A 26,298-nucleotide genomic window follows, 5' to 3' on the forward strand; every position below is an offset into this window, starting at 1 on the left:
TCTGACGGGACGGTACAAAATGACCGTCGAAAAGAAGTCAGGCAGGAGAGGGAGACCGCGATGAGCGCACCCGACGGCAGCCCGGTCGGTACCGAACGCAGCATCGGCCAGCTGTTCGCCTCGGCGACCACCGAGATGTCCGCGCTGGTGCACGACGAGATCGCGCTGGCCAAGGCGCAGCTCAAGCAGGACGTCAAGCGCGGGGCGATGAGCGGCGGCGCGTTCTCGGTGGCCGCCGGCGTGCTGGTGTTCTCGCTGCCGATGCTGAACTTCGCCCTGGCGTACGGCATCCGGACCTGGAGCGACTGGAATCTCGCGATCTGCTTCCTGCTGTCCTTCGCGGCGAACGTGCTGATCGCGCTCGTCCTGGCGCTGATCGGCGTCGTGTTCGCGAAGAAGGCCAAGAAGGGCAAGGGCCCGCAGAAGGTCGCGGCCTCCGTGAAGGAGACGGCGGTCGTCCTGCAGAAGGCCAAGCCGCACCCGCGTGCCGAACTGCCGCAGGACCGGGTCCCGGAGGCCATCGAAGCTGTGGCACGCTCGTCGTCATGACCGACCCTTCGGCGCAGCCCGCCTCTGTCGTACGGCCGGACGGTCCCTGGACACACAGGGAAGTGGCCGCCAATGGCGCGCGCTTCCACATCGCCGAGATGGGCGACGGACCGCTGGTGCTGTTGCTGCACGGCTTCCCGCAGTTCTGGTGGACCTGGCGGCACCAGCTGGTCGCCCTCGCCGACGCCGGGTTCCGGGCCGTCGCGATGGACCTGCGGGGCGTCGGCGGCAGCGACCGTACGCCCCGGGGTTACGACCCCGGCAACCTCGCCCTCGACGTCACGGGCGTCGTACGGTCGCTCGGCGAGCCGGACGCCGCGCTCGTCGGGCACGACCTGGGCGGCTATATCGCGTGGACGGCGGCCGTGATGCGCCCCAAGCTCGTACGGCGCCTCGCGGTCACCTCGATGCCGCATCCGCGGCGCTGGCGTGCCGCCATGCTCTCCGACGTCAGGCAGACGGCCGCGGGCTCCTACATCTGGGGGTTCCAGCGGCCCTGGATCCCGGAGCGGCAGCTCATCGCGGACGACGGGGCGCTCGTCGCCCGGCTGATGCGGGACTGGTCCGGGCCGAACCTGCCGGACGACAAGGCGGTGGACACGTACCGACACGCGATGTGCATCCCGTCGACCGCGCACTGCTCGATCGAGCCGTACCGGTGGATGGTGCGGTCCCTCGCCCGCCTGGACGGCGTCCAGTTCAACCGGCGGATGAAGCGGCCCGTACGGGTACCGACGCTCCATCTCCACGGCTCCCTGGACCCGGTGATGCGAACCCGCAGCGCGGCCGGCTCCGGAGAATACGTCGAAGCGCCGTACCGCTGGCGCCTGTTCGACGGGCTCGGCCACTTCCCGCACGAGGAGGATCCGGTCGCGTTTTCCGCGGAGCTCGTCAACTGGCTGAAGGATCCCGAACCCGATCGGTGACCGGGTCGACGCGTGCCGTGTCGCTCGTTCGGAACAACCGTCCTACGAACAGCCAAATGCCTGGCGCATAGGCCAATTGGGGGGCGTGGGGGCGGTTATCGACCTTGGGGCAGGGGCACACGTCCGGGTATGGGCTGGACGCACGACTACAGTGACGCAGCACGCAATCGACGCTCGGGCAACGCCTTGAGCTCTCACCAGCGAGGCACCCCGCAGCTGCCGGGCACCGACCTCCGCGTGGGCATCCCGCACATCCTGCGCCGCCGGGCCCGCTGGGTCTCCGTACGGCTGCGTCATACGCGCGACTGAGCTCCGTACGGCCTACAGAGCGCACTCGTCGCTGTCCACCCGCTGGTTCGCGGTGCGTCCCTTGGCGATGTCCTGCTGGATCTCGTCCGCGGTGAGCGCGTACCCCGTCTCGGCGTCGTCGAGGGACTTGGCGAAGACCACGCCGTACACCTGGCCTTCGGGCGTGAGCAGCGGGCCGCCGGAGTTGCCCTGGCGGACGGTCGCGTACAGGGAGTAGACGTCGCGGTTGACGGTGCCGCGGTGGTAGATGTCCGCCCCGCTGGCCGTGATGCGCCCGCGGACCCGCGCGGACCGCACGTCGTACGCCCCGTTCTCGGGGAAGCCGGCGACGATCGCGCTGTCCCCGGTGCCGGCGTCCTCGGTGGTGAACTGGAGCGCCGGAGCGTCCAGATCGGGTACGTCGAGTACGGCGATGTCGCGCTCCCAGTCGTAGAGGACGACCGTCGCGTCGTACTTCCTGCCCTCGCCGCCTATCTGGATGGTGGGCTCGTCGACGCCGCCGACGACATGCGCGTTGGTCATGACCCGGCGGTCGGAGAAGACGAAGCCGGTGCCTTCGAGGACCTTGCCGCAGCTCTCGGCGGTGCCCATGACCTTGACGATGGAGCGCTGGGCGCGCGCGGCGACGGCGCTGCCCGCGAGGGCCGGGTCCGGAGGCGCGACCTCCTTGATCGGCTCGTTCGAGAACGGGCTGAAGACCTGCGGAAAGCCGTTCTGCGCGAGGACCGAGGTGAAGTCCTCGAACCAGGTGTCGGCCTGAGTGGGCAGCGCCTCCGACACCCCCAGCAGCACCTTGGAGTTGCGGACCTCCTTGCCCAGCGTGGGCAGCGTGGTCTGCGCGAGGGCGGAGCCGATGAGCCACGCGACCAGGAGCATCGCCACGACGTTGACGAGCGCGCCGCCGGTCGCGTCCAGGGCGCGGGCCGGCGACCAGGTGATGTACCGGCGCAGCTTGCTGCCGAGGTGGGTGGTGAGCGCCTGGCCGACGGAGGCGCAGACGATGACGACGACGACCGCGACGACGGCGGCGGTGGTGCCGACCTCGGAGTTGTCGGTCAGCGCGTCCCAGATGACGGGCAGCACATAGACCGCGACGAGACCGCCGCCCAGGAAGCCGATCACCGACAGGATGCCGACGACGAAGCCCTGGCGATAGCCGACGATCGCGAACCACACGGCGGCGACCAGCAACAGGATGTCCAGCACGTTCACCGCTTCTAGCCTCGCCTCGTCACTTCGCGGTCCCCACGGTCGGCTTCGGAGGTCCGCCCTGCCGCGCAGCGGCGATCGAACACAGCGTTCCCCCCGGGTAGACACAACACGGCGCCCACCTTGTCATGAGCGCCAGTCGAGCGGGACTTGCTTCTCGCGGTCCCATGGCCGCTCCCAGCCCGCGTAGTGCAGCAGGCGGTCGATGATCCCCGCCGTGAACCCCCACACCAGGGCGGATTCGACCAGAAAAGCCGGACCTCGGTGGCCGCTGGGGTGAACGGTGGTGGCGCGGTGGGCGGGATCCGTGAGATCCGCCACGGGAACGGTGAAGACGCGCGCGGTCTCGTTCGGATCGACCACCCCGACCGGGGTCGGCTCGCGCCACCAGCCCAGCACCGGGGTGACGACGAAGCTGCTGACCGGGATGTACAGCTTGGGCAGCACGCCGAAGAGCTGGACGCCGGCCGGGTCGAGGCCGGTCTCCTCCTCGGCCTCGCGGAGAGCGGCCCGCAGCGGCCCGTCGGCCTTCGGGTCGCCGTCTTCCGGGTCGAGGGCACCGCCCGGGAAGGACGGCTGCCCGGCGTGCGAGCGCAGCGAACTCGCCCGCTCCATCAGCAGCAGTTCGGGACCGCGCTCGCCCTCACCGAACAGGATCAGTACGGCGGACTGCCGCCCCGCGCCGTTCTCCGGCGGCAGGAAGCGGCTCAGCTGGAGCGGCTGCACCGTCTCCACCGCGTGCACCACCGGATCGAGCCAGCCGGGCAGGCCCTCCTTGCTGAGCGCCACCGGGCCGCCCTGTGTATCGCTTGCGCGCGTCATCGCCACCCCCGTCGTCCTGCACTGCCCAACGCGGGACGGCACCGAGATCGTTCCTGAGGGCTCATCCGGCCCCCAGCGGCGGCGCCGGCTTGCCGCCCGCGTCCAGATACGCCTGCGGAGGCTTCAGACGCTGGCCCGGGAAGCCGCCCTTCTCGTACTTGAGCAGCTTCTTCGCCTTCTCCGGGTCCGTCTCGCCCTCGCCGTACGCCGGGCAGAGCGGGGCGATGGGGCAGGCGCCGCAGGCGGGCTTGCGGGCGTGGCAGATCCGCCGGCCGTGGAAGATCACGTGGTGCGAGAGCATCGTCCAGTCGCTCTTGGGGAAGAGCGCGGCGACAGCGGCCTCGATCTTGTCCGGCTCGGTCGCCTCGGTCCACCGCCAGCGCCGCACCAACCGCTGGAAGTGCGTGTCCACGGTGAGGCCGGGGCGGCCGAAGGCGTTGCCGAGCACGACGAACGCGGTCTTGCGGCCCACGCCGGGCAGCTTCACGAGGTCTTCGAGCCTGCCGGGGACCTCGCCGCCGAAGTCGGCCACGAGGGCCTTCGACAGCCCCATCACCGACTTGGTCTTGGCCCGGAAGAAGCCGGTCGGGCGGAGGATCTCCTCGACCTCCTCGGGGTCGGCGGCGGCCAGGTCCTCGGGCGTCGGGTACTTGGTGAAGAGCGCCGGGGTGGTCTGGTTGACGCGGAGGTCGGTGGTCTGGGCGGACAGCACGGTGGCCACCAGCAGTTGGAAGGGGTTCTCGAAGTCCAGCTCCGGGTGGGCGTACGGATAGACCTCGGCGAGCTCGCGGTTGATCCGGCGGGCCCGGCGGACGAGGGCGGTGCGGGACTCGTCCTTCGGAGGCTTCGAAGCCTCCGTGGGCGTCGAAGCCGCCTTCTTCACCGGAGCCGTGTTTTTCACAGGCTTCTTTGTCACTTTTGCCGCTTTCTTTCCGCCGGTGGGGATCTGTTCGCCCACAGCAGAATCCCGACGTACAACCACCCGTCCAGCCCCCTTGGCCTGTGCTCTCACCGGCGATTTGGACACCCGGCCAGCCTAAAGCCCGGCACTGACATCCGCCCCGGACCCGGAAGATCGGCCCCCGATTGGACCCCTGCCGCGTACCTCCGCAGACCTGTGCGGCATCCTTGTGACAGATCACACTGTTTGGACCGTCCGGCAAAATGGGGAGCACGGTCCCCTGGTACGTGGGGGAGTGATCCCCTGAGCAGGTCGACAAGGAGAGAACTCGTGGACGACGTTCTGCGGCGCAATCCGCTCTTCGCGGCGCTCGATGACGAGCAGTCCGCGGAGCTGCGCGCCTCCATGAGTGAGGTGACCCTCGCACGTGGCGACTCCCTGTTCCACGAGGGCGACCCGGGCGACCGGCTCTACGTCGTCACCGAGGGCAAGGTCAAGCTCCACCGCACCTCGCCCGACGGCCGCGAGAACATGCTGGCCGTCGTCGGCCCCGGCGAGCTCATCGGCGAACTGTCGCTCTTCGACCCGGGCCCGCGCACGGCGACCGCCACCGCGCTGACCGAGGTCAAGCTGCTGGGCCTGGGCCACGGCGACCTCCAGCCCTGGCTGAACGCCCGCCCCGAGGTGGCCACCGCACTGCTGCGCGCCGTCGCCCGCCGGCTGCGCAAGACCAACGACCAGATGTCCGACCTGGTCTTCTCCGACGTCCCCGGCCGTGTCGCGCGCGCCCTGCTGGACCTCTCCCGCCGCTTCGGCGTGCAGTCCGAGGAGGGCATCCACGTCGTCCACGACCTCACGCAGGAGGAGCTGGCCCAGCTGGTCGGCGCCTCCCGCGAGACGGTCAACAAGGCGCTCGCCGACTTCGCCCAGCGCGGATGGCTCCGCCTCGAGGCACGCGCGGTGATCCTGCTGGACGTGGAGCGGCTCGCCAAGCGCTCGCGGTAGCCACGTCGTTGACGACGTCAAGGGGGCTCGACTCCCTCGGCTTCATCGAGCGTGAGGGCTCTCTCGGGCAGGTCCCGCCCGCCTTCCGTCCCGTCGTAGCCACCGCCCGGGACCGCGTGCTCGATCTCTTCGGCGCGCGGCTGGACAGCGCGTACCTCTACGGGTCGATTCCGCGCGGCACCGCGCGCGTGGGGCGCAGCGATCTGGATCTGCTCGCCGTGCTGCGCGAGGAGCCCGGCGTGGCGGACCGGGAGGGCGCGCGGACGCTGGGTGAGGCGGTCGACAAGGAGTTCGGGCAGGTCGACGGGGTCGGGATCCTGCTGGTCAGCCGGGCACAGGTACTGAGCGAGCCGGAGCGGTACGACCTGGGGTGGTTCGTCGCGTGCCTGTGCACGCCGCTGCTCGGCGAGGATCTCGCCGAGTACCTGCCGCGCTACCGGCCCGACTCGCTGCTCGCCCGCGAGACCAACGGCGACCTGGCCCTGCTCCTCCCCCGCTGGCACGAGCGGATCGCCGCGGCGGACTCCGCCGACGAGGCCCGGCGGCCCCTCGTACGCTTCATGTCCCGCCGCCTCGTCCGCACCGGCTTCACGCTCGTCATGCCGCGCTGGAACGGCTGGACGAGCGATCTGGCCGAAATGGCCGAGGCGTTCGCCGCGTACTACCCCGCGCGCGGGGAGCAGATGCGGGCCGCCGCCGTCCTCGGCCGCGAGCCGACCGGCGACCCGGACATCCTCACGTCGTACGTCGACGACCTCGGGCCGTGGCTCGCCGAGGAGTACGCGCGCGTGCACGGCGTCAAAGCGCCCCGGCCCAACCCCTAGATGAGGCCGTGCTCCTCCAGGTAGTCCAGCTGGGCCCGTACCGACAACTCCGCCGCGGGCCACAGGGACCGGTCCACGTCCGCGTACACATGGGCGACGACCTCCGACGGCGTGCGGTGGCCGTTCTCCACGGCCGTCTCGATCTGGGCGAGACGGTGGGCACGGTGGGCGAGATAGAACTCCACGGCGCCCTGGGCGTCCTCCAGGACCGGTCCATGGCCCGGCAGGACGGTGTGGACGCCGTCGTCGACGGTGAGGGACCTGAGCCGTCGCAGGGAGTCCAGATAGTCGCCCAGGCGGCCGTCGGGATGCGCCACCACCGTCGTACCGCGGCCCAGGATCGTGTCGCCGGTCACGACCGCCCGGTCGGCCGGGAGATGGAAGCACAGGGAGTCCGAGGTGTGCCCGGGCGTCGGTACGACCCTCAGCTCCAGGCCGCCGACCGTCACCGCGTCCCCAGCCGCCAGCCCCTCTTCGCCCAGCCGCAGCGCCGGGTCCAGGGCCCGCACGTTCGTGCCCGTCAGCTCGGCGAAACGGGCGGCGCCTTCGGCGTGATCGGGGTGACCGTGCGTCAGCAGCGTCAGAGCGATGCGCTTGCCGGCCTTCTCGGCGGCGTCCAGGACGGTGCGCAGATGGCTCTCGTCCAGTGGACCCGGATCGACCACCACGGCCAGTTCGGAGTCGGGCTCCGACAGGATCCACGTATTGGTGCCGTCCAGGGTCATCGCCGAGGCATTGGGCGCAAGGACGTTGACGGCCCGTGGGGTGGCGGGTCCCGAGAGAACCCCACCCCTCGGCTGGCCGGGGAGGGCGGCTGCGTCGGTCATGCGGAGGTTCCTCCCGTCAGGCTGGGCAGCACGTCAGGTCGCCGGTCGGAGACCGGCGCAGCGCCCCGAAGCCTGCGGAGCAGTGCGAGGGGCGCACGAGAAACGGGGTCCCCACCCCTCGGCTGGCCGGGGAGGGCGGCTGCGTCCGTCATGTGAGGGGATCCTCCGGGGCGTGCGGGGCGGCGGTCCGGTTCAGGGGTGGGGCTGCGGCGGGCGTCATGCTTCAGGGCCCGCCCGTGGGGATGTGCTTCGTGAACTCGTCGTGGCCCGGCCAGGACAGCACGATCTCGTCGTCCTGGAGGCGGGCCTTGGCCAGGACAGGGGTCATGTCACGGTCGGGCGCGGCGGCGAGCGCCGCGGCGGCCGTGGCGTACGGGGACAGCTGACGCAGGGTCGCGATGGTGGGCGGCATCATCAGCAGCTCGCCCTTGTCGTACGACGCGGCGGCGTCGGCCGGTGCCGTCCACACCGTGCGGTCGGCCTCCGTGGAGACGTTCCGGGTGCGCTGGCCCTCAGGCAGGGCCGCCACGAAGAACCAGGTGTCATAGCGGCGGGGTTCGAACTCCGGGGTGATCCAGCGGGTCCAGGCGCCCAGCAGATCCGAGCGCAGGACCAGGCCACGGCGCTCCAGAAACTCCGCGAACGACAGATCCCGGGCGACCAGGGCGGCACGGTCCGCCTCCCAGTCGTCGCCGGTGGTGTCACCGACGACCGAGTCGGGGGTGGGGCCCGCGAGAAGGACGCCTGCCTCCTCGTACGTCTCCCGTACCGCCGCGCAGACGATCGCCTGGGCCTCCGTGGTCTCGTCGACGCCGAGTCTGTCCGCCCACCACGCGCGCGTGGGGCCCGCCCAGCGGATGTGGTGGTCGTCGTCCCGCGGGTCGACACCGCCGCCCGGATAGGCGTACGCGCCTCCGGCGAAGGCCATGGAGGCGCGTCTGCGCAGCATGTGGACGACAGGGCCGGCGTCGGTGTCCTTCAGGAGCATGACGGTGGCCGCGCGCCGCGGGGTGACCGGGGTGAGGGTTCCTTCCGCGAGGGCGCGGATCAGGGCCGGCCACTCCTGGGGATACCACTGCCCGTTTGCCATGGGCGGAGGGTATCCCGGGGTGGGCTGATGTTCGAGATGTACCCGGTGCCGTTACGGCACCAGCTCCACCTGGACCTCGACCTCCACCGGCGCGTCCAGCGGCAGCACCGCCACGCCCACCGCACTGCGCGCGTGCACGCCCTTGTCGCCCAGGACCGCGCCAAGGAGTTCACTCGCGCCGTTGAGGACGCCCGGCTGGCCGGTGAAGTCCGAGGCCGAGGCGACGAAGCCGACGACCTTCACCACGCGCGCGATGCGGTCCAGGTCACCCACGACGGACTTGACCGCGGCGAGGGCGTTCAGCGCGCACGTGCGGGCGAGCTCCTTGGCCTCCTCGGGCGTGACCTCCGCACCCACCTTGCCGGTGACCGGAAGCTTGCCGTCCACCATCGGGAGCTGGCCGGCGGTGTAGACGTACACACCACTGAGCACGGCCGGCTGGTACGCGGCGAGCGGCGGGACGACCTCCGGCAGGGTCAGGCCGAGCTCGGCCAGCTTGGTCTCGACCGCGCTCACTGCTTCTCCCGCTTCAGGTAGGCCACCAGCTGCTCGGGGTTGTTCGGCCCGGGCACGACCTGGACGAGCTCCCAGCCGTCCTCGCCCCAGGTGTCCAGAATCTGCTTCGTGGCGTGGACGAGCAGCGGCACGGTTGCGTATTCCCACTTGGTCATGGGGCCGACTGTATCCGCTGCCGCGCGAGCCCTCGCGCGCACGTTGTCCACAGCCTCCGGCGTACTCCGGTGGCCGTTTGGTTAGGCTCGAATATGTGAGCAGGCTCCAGGTCGTCAGCGGCAAGGGCGGAACCGGTAAGACCACGGTGGCCGCCGCACTCGCGTTGGCCCTCGCCACCGAGGGGAAGCGCACGCTTCTCGTCGAGGTCGAGGGCCGGCAGGGCATCGCACAGCTCTTCGAGGCGGAGGCGCTGCCTTACGAGGAGCGCAAGATCGCCGTCGCTCCCGGGGGCGGGGAGGTGTACGCACTCGCCATCGACCCCGAACTGGCCCTGCTGGACTACCTCCAGATGTTCTACAAGCTGGGCGGCGCGGGCCGGGCCCTGAAAAAGCTCGGCGCCATCGACTTCGCCACCACCATCGCCCCGGGCCTGAGGGACGTACTCCTGACCGGCAAGGCATGCGAGGCCGTGCGCAGGAAGGACAAGGCCGGGCGGTTCGTCTACGACTACGTCGTCATGGACGCGCCGCCCACCGGACGCATCACCCGCTTCCTGAACGTCAACGACGAGGTGGCCGGGCTCGCGAAGATCGGCCCGATACACAATCAGGCGCAGGCCGTGATGCGGGTGCTGAAGTCCAAGGAGACGGCCGTCCACCTGGTGACGCTGCTCGAGGAGATGCCCGTACAGGAGACCGTGGACGGGATCTCCGAGCTGCGGGGAGCGCGGCTGCCGGTAGGGCGGATCATGGTCAACATGGTGCGGCCCGAGGTGCTGGACGCGGCCGATCTGGATCTCGTACGAGCCGTGCCGCGGACCTCGGTCGCCAGGTCGCTGTCCGCGGCCGGACTCGGCGGCGCGCGGCGCGGCGGAAACGCCGAGAAGCTGGTCGATCCGCTGCTGGCGCAGGCCGAGGAGTACGCCGAGCGGCACGCGTTGGAGCACGAACAGCGGGCCGTCCTGAGCGAACTGGGCCTGCCGCTGCACGAACTGCCGCTGCTCGCCGAGGGCATGGACCTGGCGGGCCTGTACGAACTTGCCACGGAGTTGCGGGAACAGGGGATGTCATGAGTCCGGACCACTCGGCCCACACGCACGACACCGCCCGCCACCACCTCTCCCCCGCGCGCATGCTCGACGTCGATCCGCTGATCGACGATCCGAAGACCCGCATCGTGGTGTGCTGCGGCTCGGGCGGGGTCGGCAAGACGACCACGGCGGCGGCGCTGGGGCTGCGTGCCGCCGAGCGCGGCCGGAAGGTGGTCGTCCTCACCATCGACCCGGCCCGCCGGCTCGCCCAGTCCATGGGCATCGACTCCCTCGACAACGTGCCGCGCCGGGTGAAGGGCGTGGACGGCGAGGGTGAGCTGCACGCCATGATGCTGGACATGAAGCGCACCTTCGACGAGATCGTCGAGGCGCACGCGGACCCCGAGCGGGCGGCCGCGATCCTGGGCAACCCCTTCTACCAGTCGCTCTCGGCGGGCTTCGCGGGCACGCAGGAGTACATGGCGATGGAGAAGCTGGGGCAGCTGCGGGCGAAGGACGAGTGGGATCTGATCGTCGTCGACACGCCCCCGTCCCGTTCCGCGCTGGACTTCCTGGACGCGCCCAAGCGGCTCGGCTCCTTCCTGGACGGCCGCCTGATCCGGCTGCTGACGGCGCCGGCGAAGCTGGGCGGCCGCGCCGGGATGAAGTTCCTGAACGTCGGCATGTCGATGATGACCGGCACTCTCGGCAAGCTGCTCGGCGGACAGCTCCTGAAGGACGTACAGACGTTCGTGGCCGCGATGGACACGACCTTCGGTGGCTTCCGTACGCGCGCGGACGCGACGTTCAAGCTGCTGCAGGCGCCCGGGACGGCGTTCCTGGTGGTCGCGGCGCCAGAGCGGGACGCGCTGCGGGAGGCGGCGTACTTCGTGGAGCGGCTGGCCGCAGAGGACATGCCGCTGGCGGGCCTGGTGCTCAACCGGGTCCACGGCAGCGGCGCCACCCGGCTGTCGGCCGAGCGGGCGCTCGCCGCCGCGGAAAATCTTGATCTCGTGGGCGAGCCCGTGGGTGACCCCGCCGCGGAAAATCTTGAAGAGCCCCGCATTGTCGATCAGGAGGGCGGGAAAGCTGGACTTCGTAACTCTCCCGACACGTACGGCAGTTCAGAATCTCCCGCTCCCGCAACACCAGCGCCGGCCGAAGGCTCCCCCGCCGATACCGCCGACCAGGACCCGGAGCGCTCCGTCGACCAGCTCACCGCAGGCCTGTTGAGGCTGCACGCCGAGCGTATGCGGCTGCTCTCCCGCGAGCAGCGCACACGTGATCGCTTCACCGCACTCCACCCCGAGGTGGCGATGGCCGAAGTGGCCGCGCTGCCCGGCGACGTACACGACCTCGCGGGGCTGCGGGACATCGGGAACCGGCTCGCGGCCAACCGGCCGGAGCTGCCGAGCAGTGACTGAGGGACCCCCCTGAAGGGGTGGCCTCAGCTCACGGCCGCGTAGTTCTCGTACACCTCGTCGTCGTCGAGGGGCAGGATGCCGGCCCCCCGCTCGTACTCCGTCCGCGCGGTCTCCAGCAGTCGGCGCCAGGAGGTCACGGTGGGCCGCCTGCGCAGCAGTGCGCGGCGCTCCCGCTCGGTCATTCCTCCCCACACGCCGAACTCGACGCGGTTGTCCAGCGCGTCGGCAAGGCACTCGGTCCGCACCGGACATCCGGTGCACACCGCCTTGGCCCTGTTCTGCGCTGCTCCTTGAACGAACAGTTCGTCCGGATCGGTAGTGCGACAGGCCGCCTGCGCACTCCAGTCGGTTACCCAGCCCATACCGGCGCCGTCCTCTCCCGAATCGAGGCTCCCCCACGGCGGCAGCGGCATATTCACCGCCGCCAGTTGAGGACGTTACGGAAGGTGGGCACAGCGCAACACCCCCAGCGGGCCCAATCTTGAATGGCCCGAACGGACTATGGGTAAGCGGCAGATCACCCGGGGGAGTGAGGTGGCGACATGCGTGATCATCCCGGCAAACCGGGACAGTTCTCCTGAGTCACAACGGACGCCGAGTGACACACAAGGCGGATTCGGGCACGCGCCTACAAAAAAGTTGGGCTACTTCCGGAACGATTCGGGGTCGCCGGACGTATTGATACGTGACCTCACTGCTGTGACAGTTGAGAGCAGCTTAGGCCAAGGCCTGTCGGCGTGTCCGGCGAATGAGAAGGTAGGCGGTCGGCGTTGCCATGCCGTGATCCGGACGGGCTCGGGACACTTGTGTGTACCCCTGTATGTGACGGGTTCGAACCTCTCGGGACCCACCGGTCCCTCGGATCGGACTCAAGTACGGATTAGGCTGCCCTCATGCGAAAGAAGCGCTCGGGTGGTGGGCTGTCGCCCACGCAGGAGGCCGCAAAGTTCCTCGGTGTCAGTGTGCTCGCGGGAGCCGTGCTGGCCGGCATCGCGCTGCCGGCGTTCGGCGCGCTGGGGCTGGCCGCGAAGGAATCGGTCGAGGGGTTCGACAAGATCCCGGCCAACCTCAAGCAGCCACCGCTGAGCCAGCGCACCACCATCCTCGACGCCAACGGCGACCAGATGGCCACGGTCTACTCCCGTGACCGCACGGTGGTCGACCTCAAGGGCATCTCGCCGTACATGCAGAAGGCGATCGTCGCGATCGAGGACTCGCGCTTCTACCAGCACGGCGCGGTCGACCTGAAGGGCGTCCTGCGCGCGCTGAACCGGAACGCGCAGAGCGGCGGCGTCGCCGAGGGCGCGTCCACGCTCACCCAGCAGTACGTGAAGAACGTCTTCGTGGAGGAGGCCGGCGACGACCCGACGAAGGTCGCCCAGGCCACCCAGCAGACCCTCGGCCGCAAGATTCAGGAGCTCCAGTACGCGATCCAGGTCGAGGAGGAGCTCGGCAAGAAGAAGATCCTCGAGAACTACCTGAACATCACGTTCTTCGGTCAGCAGGCGTACGGCGTCGAGGCGGCCGCCCGGCGGTACTTCTCCAAGTCCGCCAAGGACCTCAACCTCCAGGAGTCGGCCCTCCTCGCCGGCATCGTCCAGTCCCCCAGCCGGTACGACCCGGTCAACGACGAGGCCGAGGCCACCAAGCGGCGCAACACCGTGCTCCAGCGCATGGCCGACGTCGGCGACGTCTCCCAGGCGGAGGCCGACAAGGCCAAGGAGGCACCGCTGGGGCTGAAGGTCAGCAAGCCGAAGAACGGGTGCATCACGGCGGTCAAGGGCGCCGGCTTCTTCTGCGACTACGTGCGCGAGGTGTTCCTGAGCGACAAGACCTTCGGCAAGACCAAGGAGGCCCGGGCGAAGATCTGGAACCAGGGTGGTCTGACGATCCGTACGACGCTCGACCCGCAGGCCCAGGAGTCGGCCCAGCAGTCGATCAAGGATCACGTGTACAAGACCGACGAAGTGGCGACCGCCGCCACCATCGTCGAGCCGGGCACCGGCAAGATCCTGGCGATGGGCCAGTCGCGCCCGTACGGCTTCGGCAAGAACGAGACGCAGATCAACCTCTCCGTGAACCGGGCGATGGGCGGCGGCGCGGGCTATCAGCCCGGTTCGACGTTCAAGCCGATCGTTGCGGCGGCCGCGCTTGAGGGCGGTATGCCGGCGAACAAGACGTATGCGGCGCCGTACGAGATGAACTACCCGAGCCCGATCCAGCAGTGCGACGGCAAGGTCTACCGCAACGACGGGCCCGACCCGGTCAAGCTCACCAACGAGAACGAGACCGAGGTGGGCCCGTACTCCATGGAGGAAGCGACGGCGAAGTCCGTCAACACCTACTACGTGGAGATGATCGCCGACATCGGCACCTGCCCGGTGGTCGAGATGGCCAAGAAGATGGGCGTCCAGAGGGCGGACGGCTCGAAGATGGACCAGGGTCCGGCGATCGCGCTGGGCACCCAGGAGATGTCCCCGCTGACCATGGCCGCCGGTTACGCGACCTTCGCCTCGCGCGGGATGTACTGCACACCGGTCGCCATCGAGTCCATCAGCCAGCGGATCGGTGGAAAAACCAAGTCGCTCGACGTCCCGAAGTCGACCTGCTCGCGCGCCATGTCCGAGAACACGGCCGACACCATCAACACGCTGCTGAAAGGCGTGGTCGAGGACGGTACGGGTACCCAGGCCGGACTCGGCAGCCGCCCGAGCGCCGGTAAGACCGGTACGACGGACGAGCGTTACGCCGCCTGGTTCGTGGGCTACACGCCCAACATGGCCGGTGCCGTCTGGGTCGGCGACCCCGCGCATGACCGGCGGATGACCGACATCAGCATCGGCGGCGTCAAGCACGACAAGGTGTTCGGTGGTGAGGTCCCCGGCCCCATCTGGCGGGACATGATGACCGGCGCGCTGGCGGACAAGGAAGCGCCCCCGTTCAACCTCGTCGACATCCCTGAGGCCGACACGGGCCGCGGGGACGGCGACGGCGACGGTGATGGGAACGGCAACGAAGACGGTGACAACGGCGACGAGAACGGCGGCCTCATCGGCGGTCTGATCGGTGGCGGCAACGGCGGCGGCGACGCCGAACCGACGCCTTCCTTCTCCATCCCGGAGAACCTCTTCGAGGGGCAGGACGGCGGGAACAACGGGAACGGCAATGGGGGGAACTGGCCCTGACGGGTCGGTTGTTCCGGCAGTTCCCTTACGACAATGGGGGCGCCCCTTTTTCGAAGGGGCGCCCCCATTGTCGTAAGGCCGCCGGGACGGCTGTCGACCTGTCGCCGCAGGAGCGGCTGCTGTCAGCCCCGTCCCGTCAGCCCGCGAGCAGCTTCTTGACCGCGGCGGCGACCCGGCCGCCCTCCGCCTGCCCGGCGACCTTCGGGTTCACGATCTTCATCACGGCGCCCATGGCGCGCGGCCCCTCGGCGCCCGCCGCCCTGGCCTCCTCGACGGCCTGCGCGACGATCTGCTCCAGCTCCGCGTCGCCGAGCTGCTTGGGCAGGTACGCGGCGAGCACCTCGCCCTCCGCCTTCTCCCGCTCGGCCTGCTCGGGGCGACCGCCCTGCGCGAAGGCGTCGGCGGCCTCGCGCCGCTTCTTCGCCTCGCGGGTGATCACCTTCTGCACCTCGTCGTCGGAGAGCTCGCGCTTCTCCTTGCCCGCGACCTCCTCCTTGGTGATCGCGGAGAGCGTCAGCCGGAGCGTCGAGGAGCGGAGCTCGTCGCGCGCCTTGATCGCGGTGTTGAGGTCATCCTGGAGCTTCGACTTGAGGTTGGTCATGCGTTTGATTGTCGCAGGTACGGGACGACCGACGCCCGTCGATTTAGCGGGAGGGCGGGCGCGGTCGGCCGAGGGCTCGGCGCAGGGAACCGCCGCGGTCTGACACGATGGTTGTATGCGCGCGCGATACGGAGTCCCCCTGGGAATCGCGGCGGCTGGTGCCGCCGGTCTGGTCTATGCGGCGGGTGTCGAGACCCGCTCCTTCCGTCTGAGGCGGGTGACCGTCCCGGTCCTGCCTGCCGGGATGCGGCCGCTGCGCATGCTCCAGGTCTCCGACATCCACATGGTGAGGGGACAGCGCAAGAAGCAGCGCTGGCTGCGCTCGCTGGCCGGTCTGCGCCCCGACTTCATCCTCAACACGGGTGACAACCTGTCCGACCCGGAGGGCGTCCCCGAGGTGCTGGACGCGCTGGGCCCGCTGATGGAGTTCCCGGGCGCGTACGTCTTCGGCTCCAACGACTACTACGGCCCCACCCTCCGCAACCCCGGCCGGTACTTGACCGAGAAGCTCCGGGGCAAGCACGGCCTCAACGGCAACCCGCCGGTCGTGGGCGCCGTCCACAACCCGTGGGAGGACATCCGGGACGGCTTCGACGCGGCGGGCTGGCTGAACCTGACGAACACGCGCGGCACGCTGAAGATCGAGGGCGCGGCGGTCGAGCTGACGGGACTGGACGACCCGCACATCAAGCGGGACCGGTACGAGCGGGTGGCCGGCGGCCCCTCCGGCGACGCCGACTTCTCGATGGGCGTGGTGCACGCACCGTATCTGCGCGCGCTGGACGCGTTCGCGGCGGACGGCTATCCCCTGATCCTCGCGGGCCACACACACGGCGGCCAGCTGTGCATCCCCTTCTACGGCGCCCTGGTCACCAACTGCGACCTGGACACGGAGCGGGTGAAGGGGCTGTCCACGCATCAGGCGGAGGGCCGTACGGCGTATCTGCATGTGTCGGCGGGGTGCGGGACGAGCAGGTACGCGCCGGTACGGTTCGCGTGCCCGCCGGAGGCGACGTTGTTGACGCTGGTGGGGCGGGAGTAGGACGGGCAGGAGGCAGGAGGCAGGAGGCGGGAGCAGGGTGCGGGAGGCGGGAGCAGGACGGGAGCAGCAGGCAGGAGTAGGACGGGAGCAGCAGCGGTGACGGCGGCGATGACCGAGTAACCCACATAGCCCACCCATATCGCCCGTTTTGCCCACGCTCCTTAGCGTGAGGGCATGACCGCCCCGATACCCAGGGACATCCCGGACCTGCCCGCGATTCCCGGAGTGCCCGCGCTGCTGCCCTCGCACGTCCCCGCCACAGCGGTGGTGCCTCCCGTACGGCGCCCGGTGGCCGCCGTGTTCCGGCTGCTGGTCGCCCTGATCGCGGCCGGAGCCGTAGCCATCGACCTGGCCCTGGGCAGCCCGCTCCGGGTGCTGAGCTACTTCACGATCCAGAGCAACATCCTGCTGGCCCTGGTCCTCACCCTCGCGGCCCGCCGCTCCTGGACCGCCCGCCGCCCGCTGCCGTCGGCCCTGACCGGCGCGGCACTCCTCTACGTCGCGGTCACCGGCCTCGTCCACCACCTGCTGCTGGCGAACGCCGCGAGCCCGTTCTCAATGACCGACGAGATGGCGGCACCGACGGGCATACAGGCGATCACCAACCAGGTACTGCACACGGCGACGCCGATCGCGGCGGTCCTGGACTGGCTGCTGCTGACGGCACCCGGCCACCTGCACCTGCGCCAGGCGGCGACGTGGCTCCTCTACCCGCTCGCCTACCTGGCGTTCTCCCTCACCCGGGGCGAGCTGATCGTGCCCGGCACGCCGGCCCGCTACCTCTACCCCTTCCTCGACGTCGGCCACCACGGCTACAAGAGCGTCCTCGGCAACGCCCTCCTCCTCGGCCTCGCCATCTACGCCCTGGCCGTCCTCCTGACAGCCCTCGACCACATCCGCCCGAACCCCCTCCGCCATCGCCCCCGCCACCGCACGAAAACCGGATTTCGTCTCCAGCCACCAGTGGGCTAAAGTAAACGACGTCGCCGCCACGAGCAGCGACGATCGGGGTGTAGCGCAGCTTGGCAGCGCGCTTCGTTCGGGACGAAGAGGTCGTGGGTTCAAATCCCGCCACCCCGACAGTGAAGTACCAGGTCAGGGGCCTGATCCGCAGCGCGGGTCGGGCCCCTGAGTGGTTCCTGGAGATCGCTTGGGAGAAATCTGGGAGAAGATCTTGGTCGCCTTCTCCCAGGAGCAGTCTCCAGTGCCGCAGGAAGAGCGGCGCTCGAGCGCCCTCGGACCTGCGCGTTCGCGAATCCAGGGCTCGTAGCTGACCAGGAACACCGCGGCGGGCCGCCCCAACGGTCGTTAGGAACACCGCACATGGCAGGTCATCGCTCAGCGTCTCCCCACGACCACGCCCGTGCGCTCGCCCAGCGGGTACGTGCGTTAAGGGAAGACCGTGGGTGGACGCGGGAACGGCTGGCGGAGGAGGCAGGCATCGCCGTCGGGACGCTGGGCCGCCTGGAGAGCGAGGGAGCGATCCAGCCAGGTTTCCTGACCGTTGGCGCAGTGGCCGAGGCTCTTGCGGTCTCTCTCGATGATCTGTTCCGGGCGACCCAGGTCGCGCCCGTCACGCCCGGTCTCTGGTCAGCCGGATACGAAGGGCGGGACATCGAGTCGTTCGTCGCCTCGCTCGTCGAGAGCCGCATCAGTGTCGTGGCGGACGTACGGCTCACCCCGATCAGCCGCAAGAAGGGCTTCAGCAAGACCCGCCTCGGGGAGGCTCTAGCCGAAGCCGGCATCGAGTACACGCACCTGCGTGGCCTGGGGAATCCCAAGGACAACCGGGAGCCCTTCTGGGACGGCCGCGTCGAAGTGGGCCGAGCGCGCTTCCGCGGCCTGCTGCGGTCCGAGGAGGCGCAGTCCGACCTCGATCGCCTCGCGGAACACGCCCGGTCGTCGCGAGTCGCGGTGCTGTGCTTCGAGAAGGACGAGAGCCGCTGCCACCGGCAGGTCGTCCTGGAAACGGTTCGCAGCCGGGTCTCAGTGCCGGTGGATCCCCTGGCCTGACTTCGTCCCCGGCTTTCGCACGCGCCCTTGCCAGCGGTGCATGCCTCTCTTCCAATCGGATCGGGGAGACCGATGGAGGGGGCATGCCATGGCGTCGTCGGCATTCGGGAAACGGCAACGCGCACGGATCATGATCACGGTCAAGACGTATCCAGAGCTGTCCAACAAGTACCGCGAGACCAGCTGCGTGGCCGGCATACGCCTGGACCAGGGCGAGCCGCAGCACGTACGGCTCTTCCCGGTGCCCTTCCGACTCCTGAGCGAGGAAGCCCAGTTCTCCAAGTACTCGATCATCGAAGTCGACGTCGAACCGCACCGCCCGGAGCGAGACTCCCGCCCAGAGAGCTTCCGGCCCGACCTCGACACGTTGGAGATCGTGGGTGAGGTACCGTCCGACGGCGGCTGGAAGAAGCGGTACCGGCATGTGGAACCGCTGGTCGCCCCGTCGCTCTGCGCCATCAAACGGGATCAGGAGAAGCGAGGAACGTCCCTCGGCGTCTTCCAACCCGCCGAGATCACCCGCTTCCGGCTGGACCCCGCCGAGCCCTGGTCCATCTCCAAGGCCGCCTTTGCCGACCAACTGGACCTGTTCGAGCAGGAGCTGAATCCGCTGGAGTGGGTGCCGCTCGACTTCCGCTACAGCTTCCGCTGCGCCGACGACGACTGTCCGACCCACGACATGGGGCTGAAGGACTGGGAGGCCGGCCAGTCGTACCGCAAGTTCCTGCGCAAGTACGGCGAGCGTGGGGTCCGTGAGGCACTGCGCGACACTTGGTACGACCGGATGTGCGCCCCGAACCGGGCCGTCCACTTCTTTGTCGGCAACATCGCGGCCCATCCCAAGACCTTCATGCTGCTGGCCGTCTTCTACCCGGAGCGGAAGGTCGTCGAGTACGTACAGGACAGTCTGTTCGGTGAGTGACGCGCTCCTGCGGGAGATTCAGGCGGACTTGCTGTTTTGCTGCGCGTCGCTCACTTCTGACACCCCCGACTGCTTCAGAAATCGGGGCACCTTCTTCAAGCGGGGCTCCCGGCCGAAGAACGCCCGTGGCTGGCGGTGAACTCGAAGGGCACCTGATCTTCCACGAGGCGAGCCACTCGTCCTGGGAACAGCATGTCTTTCGGCCGTTGCTGTCGGCGCACTGGCTAAAGCTGTCGTGTGCACAGGACTTCGAAAGTCCTGTGCACACGACGAAGCACCCATGGAAAGCAAGCCCCTTTGAGGCCCGTTCAGACGGCCGGAGGGATCCCTGCTGGGGTGCTCAGTTCATCCGCTTCAGGTCCCGGGCGCTCATGCCGAACAGCACATTCGGCTGCGCGTACTTGAAGGTGTAGCCGGCGACGAGAGCGGCGGCGATGAACTCGCCATTGGTGACGTACCTGCCGGTTGCCCGCTCCATCACGTGTTTCACGCTGTAGCTGCTGGCGGCAGGGGTCCTGATCGGCGTGATGTTCTCGCGCAGCCACGCGGCCGTCTCCATCACCATGGCCACGCCTCCAGCCAACTCCTCGCGGCCGGCAGCGAGGTCGGTCCGGCGCTGCTCGGCCGTCTTGCGAAGGGGATCGAAGACGCCGATGCCGAAGGAGTTGAGCCGCGGATGCTGCTGCATCACCTCGGCCAAGGCAGTGATCTGTCGTCGGGCCTCCAGATACGCCGTTCCGCTGGCTGTCTGGTGGGCGTGAATCTCAGCCTTGTGGCGACGGTTCCTGGTCATCGTGCGCTCCATCTGGCGGGACGCCCCACGTCCACCCCGCAGCGGATACTTGGATGACCTGGCGGAACGCTGCTGCGCGATTCGGGGAACCTTGTCTTCGCCGCCACGATGGACGTGGGCCACCATGACTCGGAGCGGGCAGGCGCGATCTGCCATGCGCAGCATACGCCCCAGCCCAGCACCGTCCCACCAATTCGGGGCAATTCGCCGACGCCATACCAGTACCAGTACCGAGGCCACCGATCCGCACACGTCGCGCGTCAGACGGGCTCCATTCGAGGTAACCGGAGCCCGTCTCCCGACCATCAGGCCATCGTCGTGGCACGAGCGCGCAGCAGCCGATCGAGTACGGCGACCGGCGAGCGCGGGTTCAGGTCTCGACGGACGTCGAGCGCTGCTTCCCACTGCACGGTCAGGCCGGCCTTGAGACGCTCACGCATGCCAGGGGTCACGTGGGCGTAGCGCGCCGAGACCGAGCCGTCGATGTGGCCCATGCGCTCGTCCATCAGCACCTTCTCGGTGCCGAGGTCCTCCATGTGCGTGCGGTGGGAGTGCCGCAGGCCATGCGGGGTGAGCCCCTTGGCGATGGGCAGCCAGCAGGTGTTGGCCCGGCCGTGGGCGTTGCGGCCACGCACTGGGACACCCGGCCAGGGCTCGCCGAGCAGCGGGACCGGGCGGGCCTCCTGAGGTGCCTTCTTCGGGTACCAGCCGGAGGTGGCAGGCGCGAACAGCCACGTGGCGAAGCCATTGCGGCGCCAGTGGGCGGCATTCTCCGTCGGGGTGCCGCCGCGGACGAAGTTCAGCTCGACGATGGCGAGTTCGACGCGGGCGCGGGTGTCCTCCTGTACGCGTTCGGGGTGGTTGAGCACGTTGGACACCGTGCCGGTGGAGACGCCTGCGCGGCGGGCGACATCCACGAGCTTGGCACCGGTGTGTCCGCCAGTGCGGGCGGTGCCCTGGCCGCGGAAGACATAACGCTTGCCGTGGCAGAGGCACGGCGTTGGCCTCGTACGGGCAATGTGGTCGGCGACCAGGGCCGACAGCCAGTCCATCGCGTCGATGGTGCGGTAGCTGTCGTCCTTGGGCGGGCAGCGGATCAGCTCGCCCCAGTCCAGCTCGTACAGCTGGTGTTCCACGCGTATGGCGCCGGGCCGGGCGAACTCGGTCTCCAGGCCGACGATTTCGCCCCACCGCATCCCCGTGTAGCCCTTGAGGATCACGGCGACGAACTCGTCGTCGCGGCCGGACAGCAGGGCTGCGCGTTCGGCGATGAGGAGCAGACCGAGCGGGTCGGTGATGACCTTCTCGGGGCCGCGGTCGCGGGAGCGGCCGGCGCGTTTGCCGCGCCCGCGCCGCTTCGCTGCGGGGTTGGAGGCGATGAGGCCCTCGTCCACGGCGTCTTCCAGGATGAGGTGGAGTGTCGAGCGCCACGTCTTGACGCTGGATGCCGCGTAGGCGGCCTTCTCGCGCTTCTCCCAGGTGTCCACGTCCGAGCGGAGGATGCCGGCAAGGGCCTTGCCCTCGAACTCGGGGAGCAGGTGCTCCTCGATGTGGCGCCGGTAGTTCTGCATGGTGGACGCGGCCAGGTCCTGGGCGTCGTACCAGCGGCTGGCGTATTCGCCGAAGGTCTCCTGCCCGGCCGCCGGGTCTCGCCAGGTGCCGCGTCGGACCTTGGCCTCTTCTTCATCGGCGGCATGCTTGGCCTCCCGCTTGGTGGCGAACTTGACCACCGCGCCCGTCGGGTCGACGACGGTGCCGTACTTGCCTTCGCTGACCTTGTACCTGCCGCGCCAGTAGCTGCCGCGCTTCTCGGCGAAGCCCACGCCTTTCGCCCTCTCCTTTCCTGTGGCTGGTGCGTCGTGCTAGGCGGCGGTGCCGTACTGGGACCTTCGGGGCGGTCGGGCTCGAAGACGTGGCGAGACGCCGGACTGACGGACGGCACGCTGAGGTGCTGTGGTCCGCCCGGCATGGGGTATTTGTGACGGGCTGCGCGGTGCTGCCTGCGCCGGCGTCTCCTCGTGGATGCGGATGATCTCGGCGAGGTGGTCCGCGGTGAAGCGGTAGGAGCGGCCGACCCGCGTGTGCGGGATCAGGCGGCGGCGTGCGCGGTCCTTGACCCACCAGGCGGAGCAGCCGAGGGTCTCGGCGATCTCCTCGGGGCGGTAGAGGCGGGGCAAGCGGGCTTCGCCTTCGGCGCGGCGAGGGAGGCGCGCAAGGGCAGCGGGCATCGCGGGGTGGTCCAAGAGGGCGGGGTCCTTACGTGGTGGTGGGCTTACTTGGTCAGCGGTGCTGGGCTCGCCACTTCCAGAGCGCTCGGCCCCTGCAAGAGCACGAGGGGCGAGACGAGAAGGGCTTCGGCGATCGCGACGAGGTCGTCGACGTCGCAGCGCCGCTGGGCACGTTCGATTCGGGACAGCATCGTGTTGGACATCGGACGGCCAAGGGCCGTGACACGGTCGGCCAACTGACGCTGGGCGAGACCGCGTTCGGTACGGAGGATTTCGATGGTGTGAGCGGTCCGTATTCCTGCCGGACCCATTTCCAGAGAACGTGCTGCCATAGCTCCAGTTGTAGCGTGCATTCGCCGGTTTGGTTAACCGGCGATCGTCGGCTATGTTGCGCCCGCTTGGTCAGCGAGCAGGGCGAAATTCCAGTCCCCACTCTGATGTCGCGCGACCTCGCGCAGACGTCTCGATGCACTTCTGACGTGGGGTGTTGTGTTGTAGCTTCGCCGTCGCAAGCGCGTCAACGGCTTCCCGATGTGATGCTTCTGGCTCGGTCGACGGGGCAACTATTTGGTCAACCGGCGATCGTGCCCTACGGTTTTGCTCCCGCCCGTTACCAGCCTGATTTCCTGCGGCCTTTCTGCCGTGAGAGATTGCGCCGGATCGGGCTGGACTTGCGAGACCTGGGTGTGGCTATGTTGACGACACCCGCCGGAACGGCAGTCGGTTCGCAGCGCACTCCGCGCCAACAGCCCGACCCTTCCGTTCGAATCCCGCCCCTATCGACGGTGAGCCGTGGTGTCCGCCCACAGGCCACCGAGTGAGGACCGCCCCGCTCTTGGCACGAATCCGCACCATCAAGCCCGAAGCCTTCGTCTCCGAGTCCTTGGCCGCCGTCTCCCTGACCGCGGAACGCACCTTCCTCGGCCTGCTCACTCAGGCCGACGACCAGGGCCGCCATCGCGACCACGCCGCGATCGTCGCGGGCCAGCTGTGGGTCCTGCGCCCGGAGCACACCCCAGCCGATGTCGAGACGGACCTCGCCCAGCTCGCCGACGCCGGGCTGATCTGCCGCTACAAGGGGCCCGACGACAAGCGATACCTGCACATCGTCACCTGGAGCCGGCATCAGAAAATCAACCGGCCGAGCAAGAGCCGCCTTCCCGCCTGCCCGCACCACGACACTCCAGCCGGAGCCGCGTCGGGCGCCGCAGGGGTCGGCTTCACGGAGCCCTCACTGCCGCCTCACGGAACCCTCCGTGAAGATGCCCGCGAGATGCGTGAGCCCGCACTGAATCCCGGTGCCGATGACGAATCCGCAGGTCAGGGCGGTTTCACGGAGTCCTCCCTGAGGGCTCACGGAGGACTCCAGGAGCCGTCGGTGAAGCCTCACTGTCCGGATCTAGGACCTAGGATCATGGATCTAGGAGATACCCCTTCGGGGGGCGCAAGCGCCCCCGCACCCGACACCGTCTCGGCCAAGCAACTCATCGCCGAGTACGCCGCCGCCTGTGCCCACCGCCCGCCCAAGGACATCCTGGGCCATCTCGGCCGGGAGGTGCACAAGCTGCTCGGCGAGGGCATCGCCCCCGCCCACATCCGAGCCGGGCTCGAACGGCACCGGGCCAAGGGACTGCACCCCCGCACCCTGCCGAGCGTCGTCCATGAGGCCATGAACGCCACACCCACGGCGGCGGTTGTCCACAGGCCGTGGACGAACCCCACCGATGCCGACGCCGCCTACGGAGGTGAACTCTGACCGCCACCCTCACCCGCGAGCCCCACCACGTCGGCCCGCTCGCCAACCGGCTCAACACCATCCTGGCCAGCCGCGGCATCGACCCCACCGCCGCCGCTGCCGAGGAGCCAGCACCCGAACCCATCACCGCCCTGGAGCTGGCGGACGCCCGCATCCCCGCGCGCTACCGCCGCGCCATGGCCGACCACCCCCAGATCGCCGCCTGGGCCGATCAGATCGCCGGTGCAGGACGTCCCGGGCCTGTCGGTCCGGGCATCGCCGAGGGCCCGTCACTACTGATCGCTGGCCCCACCGGCACGGGCAAGACCCACCAGGCGTACGGCGCCGTCCGCGCCCTCCTCACCCGAGGCGTCCGCCTGCGCTGGGAGGCCACTACCTCCGCCGACCTGCACGCGCGGCTCCGTCCCCGCGCCGGCCACGACGGCGAACGGGAACTGCAGACGCTGGCCCGCTGCCCACTGCTGCTCCTGGACGACCTCGGCGCGGCCAAGACCAGCGAATGGACCGAGGAGCTCACCTACCGGCTGATCAACCACCGATATGAGCACATGCTCCCCACCCTCATCACCACCAACCTCCCCACCGCCGAGCTGCGTACCGCGCTCGGCGACCGCGTCGCCTCCCGCCTCGCCGAGATGACCGAACGCGTCATCCTCACCGGCCCTGACCGACGCCGCACCGCGCCCACCGCCTGAACGGCGCGTGCTCCCTCCTCACCGCCCCCGCCCGTCCGCGCTTCCGCATGCCCTCGAACGCGCGGGCCCCTTGGAGAGCCTCTGCATGACACCTGGCACCACCACACTCATCAACGCCAACGACATCGGCATGCCCGCCTTGCCGCACTGGCTCCCTGCGCCTGCGGCCATCGCGGCCCTGATCGTCGTCGCACTGTCCGCCGCATGGTCCCTGCAGCTGTATCGACGAAAGCGGAGCGCTGGACAACGCCGTAGCACCGCCGCGATCCCGGTCGCCGCCATCGCCGCGATCGGCTGCACCGCCTACAGCGCGGACACCAGCTGGCGCTTCGCCGCCGACTACCTCGACATGGGCAGCGCCATCGAGCGCGCCGCGATGTTCGCCGCCGCCGAGCTGGCTCTGTTCGCCACCGCGCTGATGGCCCGGCAGAACCTCAACGGCCCGAAGCAGGCGCCCGGGGTGCCCGGCACCCTCACCTGGGTGATCACCGGCGTGCAGATCGTGCCCGCCTACGCCGAGTCCGGCCCGGTGGGCGGCACCGTGCGGGCCTTCGTCGGCCCGGTCCTGGCGGCGATGCTGTGGCACCTGGCCATGGGCATCGAACTGCGCAACCGCAGCCCGCACGCCGACTCCCACAGCCTGGCCGCCGTCCTCGCCCGGCAGATGCGGGAACGGCTGCTGGCCCGCCTGGGAATCGCCGACCGGGACGCGGACGCCGCCCGGATCATCCGCGACCGCGCCCTCGACCGGGCCGTCACCCTGATTCTCCGGGCAGAGATCATGCCGCCCGACAAGCGCACCAAGTGGCGAGGCCGGCGCCTCACCCGCCGCCTGTACCAGGCGCTGGAGCAAGCCGACGTCGACCGCGACGAACGCCAGGACGAGCTGCTCCTGCGCAAGCTCGCCACCCGCCAACAGGCCCTCGCCCTGGCCACCATCACCCTGCCCGCGCGCTGGCCCGCCCCTACCGCCAGCACGTCGGGCGACGCCACGCCCGCCCGTCCGCAGAGTACGGGAGCGGAACGGGCAGACGAGCCGAGCCGCCAGGCCCGCCAAGAAGGACCGGACAGCGCCACCATCGCACCTTCCGCCAAGGCCGACGTACTTGAGCCCGAGGCAAAAACCGCCATCGCTCCGCCGCCACCGTCCAAGGCGAATCCCAAGCCCAGCGGGCGCAAGACCACCGTTCCCGACGAGGTGCTGTGGGCAACGGCCCGCGCCATCGGCGCCGAACTCGGCACGGTCCCCCGCACCACCCTGGAGGACAAGGTCAGGGCCCGGGGCTACACGATCCAGAAAGACCGCGCCAAGGAAGTCGCCAGGGCCGCCACGGCGGAACTCGAATCCGCCAACAACACCGCCACTGCCCGATAAACGCCACGGCGGAACACCCGGCGTTGGCGGAATGCCGCCCGCCAATGCCGGGCGCTCCGCCAGCTGAAGTTCGCCGCCGCTCTCGCACCACACTGCGGCG

The 26,298-nt window shown here is 69.6% G+C and carries 28 protein-coding genes and 1 tRNA gene; 16 read left to right on the forward strand and 13 right to left on the reverse strand.

What is annotated here, in order from left to right; all coding sequences use genetic code 11:
* Nucleotides 1-60: 60 nt before the first annotated feature.
* The 3 genes from OG828_RS22615 to OG828_RS22625 all read left to right on the forward strand — a co-directional run bounded on the left by OG828_RS22615 (nucleotide 61) and on the right by OG828_RS22625 (nucleotide 1,784).
* Complete coding sequence (locus tag OG828_RS22615; protein WP_328359776.1) at nucleotides 61-549, forward strand: phage holin family protein; 489 nt, start codon at nucleotides 61-63, stop codon at nucleotides 547-549.
* Nucleotides 546-1,475 carry an alpha/beta fold hydrolase gene (locus tag OG828_RS22620; protein WP_328502130.1) on the forward strand — a complete coding sequence of 310 codons (930 nt, stop codon included), beginning with the start codon at nucleotides 546-548 and terminating at the stop codon, nucleotides 1,473-1,475. The genes OG828_RS22615 and OG828_RS22620 overlap by 4 nt, the downstream gene beginning before the upstream one ends.
* A 129-nt stretch (nucleotides 1,476-1,604) precedes the next feature.
* On the forward strand, nucleotides 1,605-1,784 hold the full coding sequence (locus OG828_RS22625; RefSeq protein WP_210580731.1) for a hypothetical protein: 180 nt from the start codon (nucleotides 1,605-1,607) through the stop codon (nucleotides 1,782-1,784).
* A 12-nt stretch (nucleotides 1,785-1,796) separates the two neighbouring features.
* Here OG828_RS22625 and OG828_RS22630 read toward each other — a convergent pair whose 3' ends face one another.
* The 3 genes from OG828_RS22630 to nth form a co-directional block, all read right to left on the reverse strand.
* Nucleotides 1,797-2,996, reverse strand: a complete 1,200-nt coding sequence (locus OG828_RS22630; protein WP_328359786.1) for a MarP family serine protease — start codon at nucleotides 2,994-2,996, stop codon at nucleotides 1,797-1,799.
* Nucleotides 2,997-3,119: 123 nt separating this feature from the next.
* Nucleotides 3,120-3,815 (reverse strand): NUDIX hydrolase, encoded by a 696-nt coding sequence (locus OG828_RS22635; protein ID WP_328359789.1) that lies wholly within the window; start codon nucleotides 3,813-3,815, stop codon nucleotides 3,120-3,122.
* 61 nt (nucleotides 3,816-3,876) lie between these two features.
* Nucleotides 3,877-4,773 (reverse strand): endonuclease III, encoded by an 897-nt coding sequence (nth, locus tag OG828_RS22640; RefSeq protein ID WP_443062428.1) that lies wholly within the window; start codon nucleotides 4,771-4,773, stop codon nucleotides 3,877-3,879.
* Between the two features lie 273 nt (nucleotides 4,774-5,046).
* On the opposite strand from nth, the gene OG828_RS22645 reads away from it, so the two are divergent.
* On the forward strand, nucleotides 5,047-5,721 hold the full coding sequence (locus OG828_RS22645) for a Crp/Fnr family transcriptional regulator (RefSeq protein ID WP_155056914.1): 675 nt from the start codon (nucleotides 5,047-5,049) through the stop codon (nucleotides 5,719-5,721).
* 8 nt (nucleotides 5,722-5,729) lie between these two features.
* Nucleotides 5,730-6,545, forward strand: a complete 816-nt coding sequence (locus OG828_RS22650; protein WP_328502131.1) for a nucleotidyltransferase domain-containing protein — start codon at nucleotides 5,730-5,732, stop codon at nucleotides 6,543-6,545.
* Here OG828_RS22650 and OG828_RS22655 read toward each other — a convergent pair.
* The 4 genes from OG828_RS22655 to OG828_RS22670 all read right to left on the reverse strand — a co-directional run bounded on the left by OG828_RS22655 (nucleotide 6,542) and on the right by OG828_RS22670 (nucleotide 9,133).
* On the reverse strand, nucleotides 6,542-7,372 hold the full coding sequence (locus tag OG828_RS22655) for an MBL fold metallo-hydrolase (RefSeq protein ID WP_328502132.1): 831 nt from the start codon (nucleotides 7,370-7,372) through the stop codon (nucleotides 6,542-6,544). The two genes, OG828_RS22650 and OG828_RS22655, sit on opposite strands and share 4 nt — an antisense overlap.
* Before the next feature lie 223 nt (nucleotides 7,373-7,595).
* The gene (locus tag OG828_RS22660) at nucleotides 7,596-8,462 is read right to left on the reverse strand and encodes an NUDIX hydrolase (RefSeq protein WP_328502133.1); all 867 of its coding nucleotides are present in this window, start codon (nucleotides 8,460-8,462) and stop codon (nucleotides 7,596-7,598) included.
* A 51-nt stretch (nucleotides 8,463-8,513) separates the two neighbouring features.
* Nucleotides 8,514-8,978 carry a RidA family protein gene (locus OG828_RS22665; RefSeq protein WP_328359801.1) on the reverse strand — a complete coding sequence of 155 codons (465 nt, stop codon included), beginning with the start codon at nucleotides 8,976-8,978 and terminating at the stop codon, nucleotides 8,514-8,516.
* Nucleotides 8,975-9,133, reverse strand: a complete 159-nt coding sequence (locus OG828_RS22670) for a DUF4177 domain-containing protein (RefSeq protein ID WP_003991873.1) — start codon at nucleotides 9,131-9,133, stop codon at nucleotides 8,975-8,977. Before OG828_RS22670 ends, OG828_RS22665 begins: the two co-directional genes overlap by 4 nt.
* 95 nt (nucleotides 9,134-9,228) lie before the next feature.
* On the opposite strand from OG828_RS22670, the gene OG828_RS22675 reads away from it, so the two are divergent.
* Both OG828_RS22675 and OG828_RS22680 read left to right on the forward strand, forming a co-directional pair.
* Nucleotides 9,229-10,206, forward strand: coding sequence for an ArsA-related P-loop ATPase (locus OG828_RS22675; protein ID WP_328502134.1), 978 nt, complete (start codon nucleotides 9,229-9,231; stop codon nucleotides 10,204-10,206).
* A complete protein-coding gene (locus tag OG828_RS22680; RefSeq protein ID WP_328359807.1) occupies nucleotides 10,203-11,588 on the forward strand; it encodes an ArsA family ATPase in 1,386 nt (461 codons plus the stop codon). Before OG828_RS22675 ends, OG828_RS22680 begins: the two co-directional genes overlap by 4 nt.
* 23 nt (nucleotides 11,589-11,611) lie before the next feature.
* Here the strand turns inward: OG828_RS22680 and wblA are convergent, their stop codons facing one another.
* Nucleotides 11,612-11,950, reverse strand: coding sequence for a transcriptional regulator WblA (gene wblA / locus OG828_RS22685; RefSeq protein WP_067033339.1), 339 nt, complete (start codon nucleotides 11,948-11,950; stop codon nucleotides 11,612-11,614).
* 531 nt (nucleotides 11,951-12,481) lie between these two features.
* On the opposite strand from wblA, the gene OG828_RS22690 reads away from it, so the two are divergent.
* Nucleotides 12,482-14,773: a transglycosylase domain-containing protein gene (locus OG828_RS22690; RefSeq protein ID WP_328502135.1), complete on the forward strand. Its 2,292-nt coding sequence runs from the start codon at nucleotides 12,482-12,484 to the stop codon at nucleotides 14,771-14,773.
* Between the two features lie 136 nt (nucleotides 14,774-14,909).
* Here OG828_RS22690 and OG828_RS22695 read toward each other — a convergent pair whose 3' ends face one another.
* The gene (locus OG828_RS22695) at nucleotides 14,910-15,374 is read right to left on the reverse strand and encodes a GatB/YqeY domain-containing protein (protein ID WP_210580705.1); all 465 of its coding nucleotides are present in this window, start codon (nucleotides 15,372-15,374) and stop codon (nucleotides 14,910-14,912) included.
* A gap of 115 nt (nucleotides 15,375-15,489) precedes the next feature.
* Between OG828_RS22695 and OG828_RS22700 the strand changes: the two genes are divergently transcribed.
* From OG828_RS22700 to OG828_RS22720, 5 genes are all read left to right on the forward strand, one after another.
* On the forward strand, nucleotides 15,490-16,416 hold the full coding sequence (locus OG828_RS22700; RefSeq protein WP_328359816.1) for a metallophosphoesterase: 927 nt from the start codon (nucleotides 15,490-15,492) through the stop codon (nucleotides 16,414-16,416).
* 174 nt (nucleotides 16,417-16,590) lie between these two features.
* A complete protein-coding gene (locus OG828_RS22705) occupies nucleotides 16,591-17,388 on the forward strand; it encodes a Pr6Pr family membrane protein (RefSeq protein WP_328502136.1) in 798 nt (265 codons plus the stop codon).
* A gap of 34 nt (nucleotides 17,389-17,422) precedes the next feature.
* Nucleotides 17,423-17,496: transfer RNA gene (locus tag OG828_RS22710), tRNA-Pro, on the forward strand.
* Between the two features lie 243 nt (nucleotides 17,497-17,739).
* Entirely contained in the window at nucleotides 17,740-18,429 is a 690-nt protein-coding gene (locus OG828_RS22715; RefSeq protein WP_328502137.1) for a DUF488 family protein, N3 subclade, read from the forward strand.
* An 88-nt stretch (nucleotides 18,430-18,517) separates the two neighbouring features.
* A complete protein-coding gene (locus tag OG828_RS22720; RefSeq protein WP_328502138.1) occupies nucleotides 18,518-19,351 on the forward strand; it encodes a hypothetical protein in 834 nt (277 codons plus the stop codon).
* A 340-nt stretch (nucleotides 19,352-19,691) separates the two neighbouring features.
* Here OG828_RS22720 and OG828_RS22725 read toward each other — a convergent pair whose 3' ends face one another.
* From OG828_RS22725 to OG828_RS22740, 4 genes are all read right to left on the reverse strand, one after another.
* Nucleotides 19,692-20,309, reverse strand: coding sequence for a hypothetical protein (locus OG828_RS22725; protein WP_328502139.1), 618 nt, complete (start codon nucleotides 20,307-20,309; stop codon nucleotides 19,692-19,694).
* A 140-nt stretch (nucleotides 20,310-20,449) separates the two neighbouring features.
* On the reverse strand, nucleotides 20,450-21,967 hold the full coding sequence (locus tag OG828_RS22730; protein ID WP_328502140.1) for a LacI family DNA-binding transcriptional regulator: 1,518 nt from the start codon (nucleotides 21,965-21,967) through the stop codon (nucleotides 20,450-20,452).
* Nucleotides 21,968-22,006: 39 nt separating this feature from the next.
* A complete protein-coding gene (locus OG828_RS22735; protein WP_328502141.1) occupies nucleotides 22,007-22,372 on the reverse strand; it encodes a helix-turn-helix domain-containing protein in 366 nt (121 codons plus the stop codon).
* 44 nt (nucleotides 22,373-22,416) lie between these two features.
* Nucleotides 22,417-22,704 carry a helix-turn-helix domain-containing protein gene (locus tag OG828_RS22740; RefSeq protein ID WP_328502142.1) on the reverse strand — a complete coding sequence of 96 codons (288 nt, stop codon included), beginning with the start codon at nucleotides 22,702-22,704 and terminating at the stop codon, nucleotides 22,417-22,419.
* 503 nt (nucleotides 22,705-23,207) lie between these two features.
* Here OG828_RS22740 and OG828_RS22745 point away from each other — a divergent pair.
* The 3 genes from OG828_RS22745 (at nucleotide 23,208) to OG828_RS22755 (ending at nucleotide 26,198) form a co-directional block, all read left to right on the forward strand.
* Nucleotides 23,208-24,128 (forward strand): hypothetical protein, encoded by a 921-nt coding sequence (locus tag OG828_RS22745; protein WP_328502143.1) that lies wholly within the window; start codon nucleotides 23,208-23,210, stop codon nucleotides 24,126-24,128.
* A complete protein-coding gene (locus OG828_RS22750) occupies nucleotides 24,125-24,823 on the forward strand; it encodes an ATP-binding protein (protein ID WP_328504916.1) in 699 nt (232 codons plus the stop codon). The genes OG828_RS22745 and OG828_RS22750 overlap by 4 nt, the downstream gene beginning before the upstream one ends.
* 85 nt (nucleotides 24,824-24,908) lie before the next feature.
* Nucleotides 24,909-26,198, forward strand: a complete 1,290-nt coding sequence (locus OG828_RS22755; RefSeq protein ID WP_328502144.1) for a hypothetical protein — start codon at nucleotides 24,909-24,911, stop codon at nucleotides 26,196-26,198.
* Nucleotides 26,199-26,298: the final 100 nt, after the last annotated feature.

The sequence above is a fragment of the Streptomyces sp. NBC_00457 genome (assembly GCF_036014015.1).
Lineage (GTDB): Bacteria > Actinomycetota > Actinomycetes > Streptomycetales > Streptomycetaceae > Streptomyces.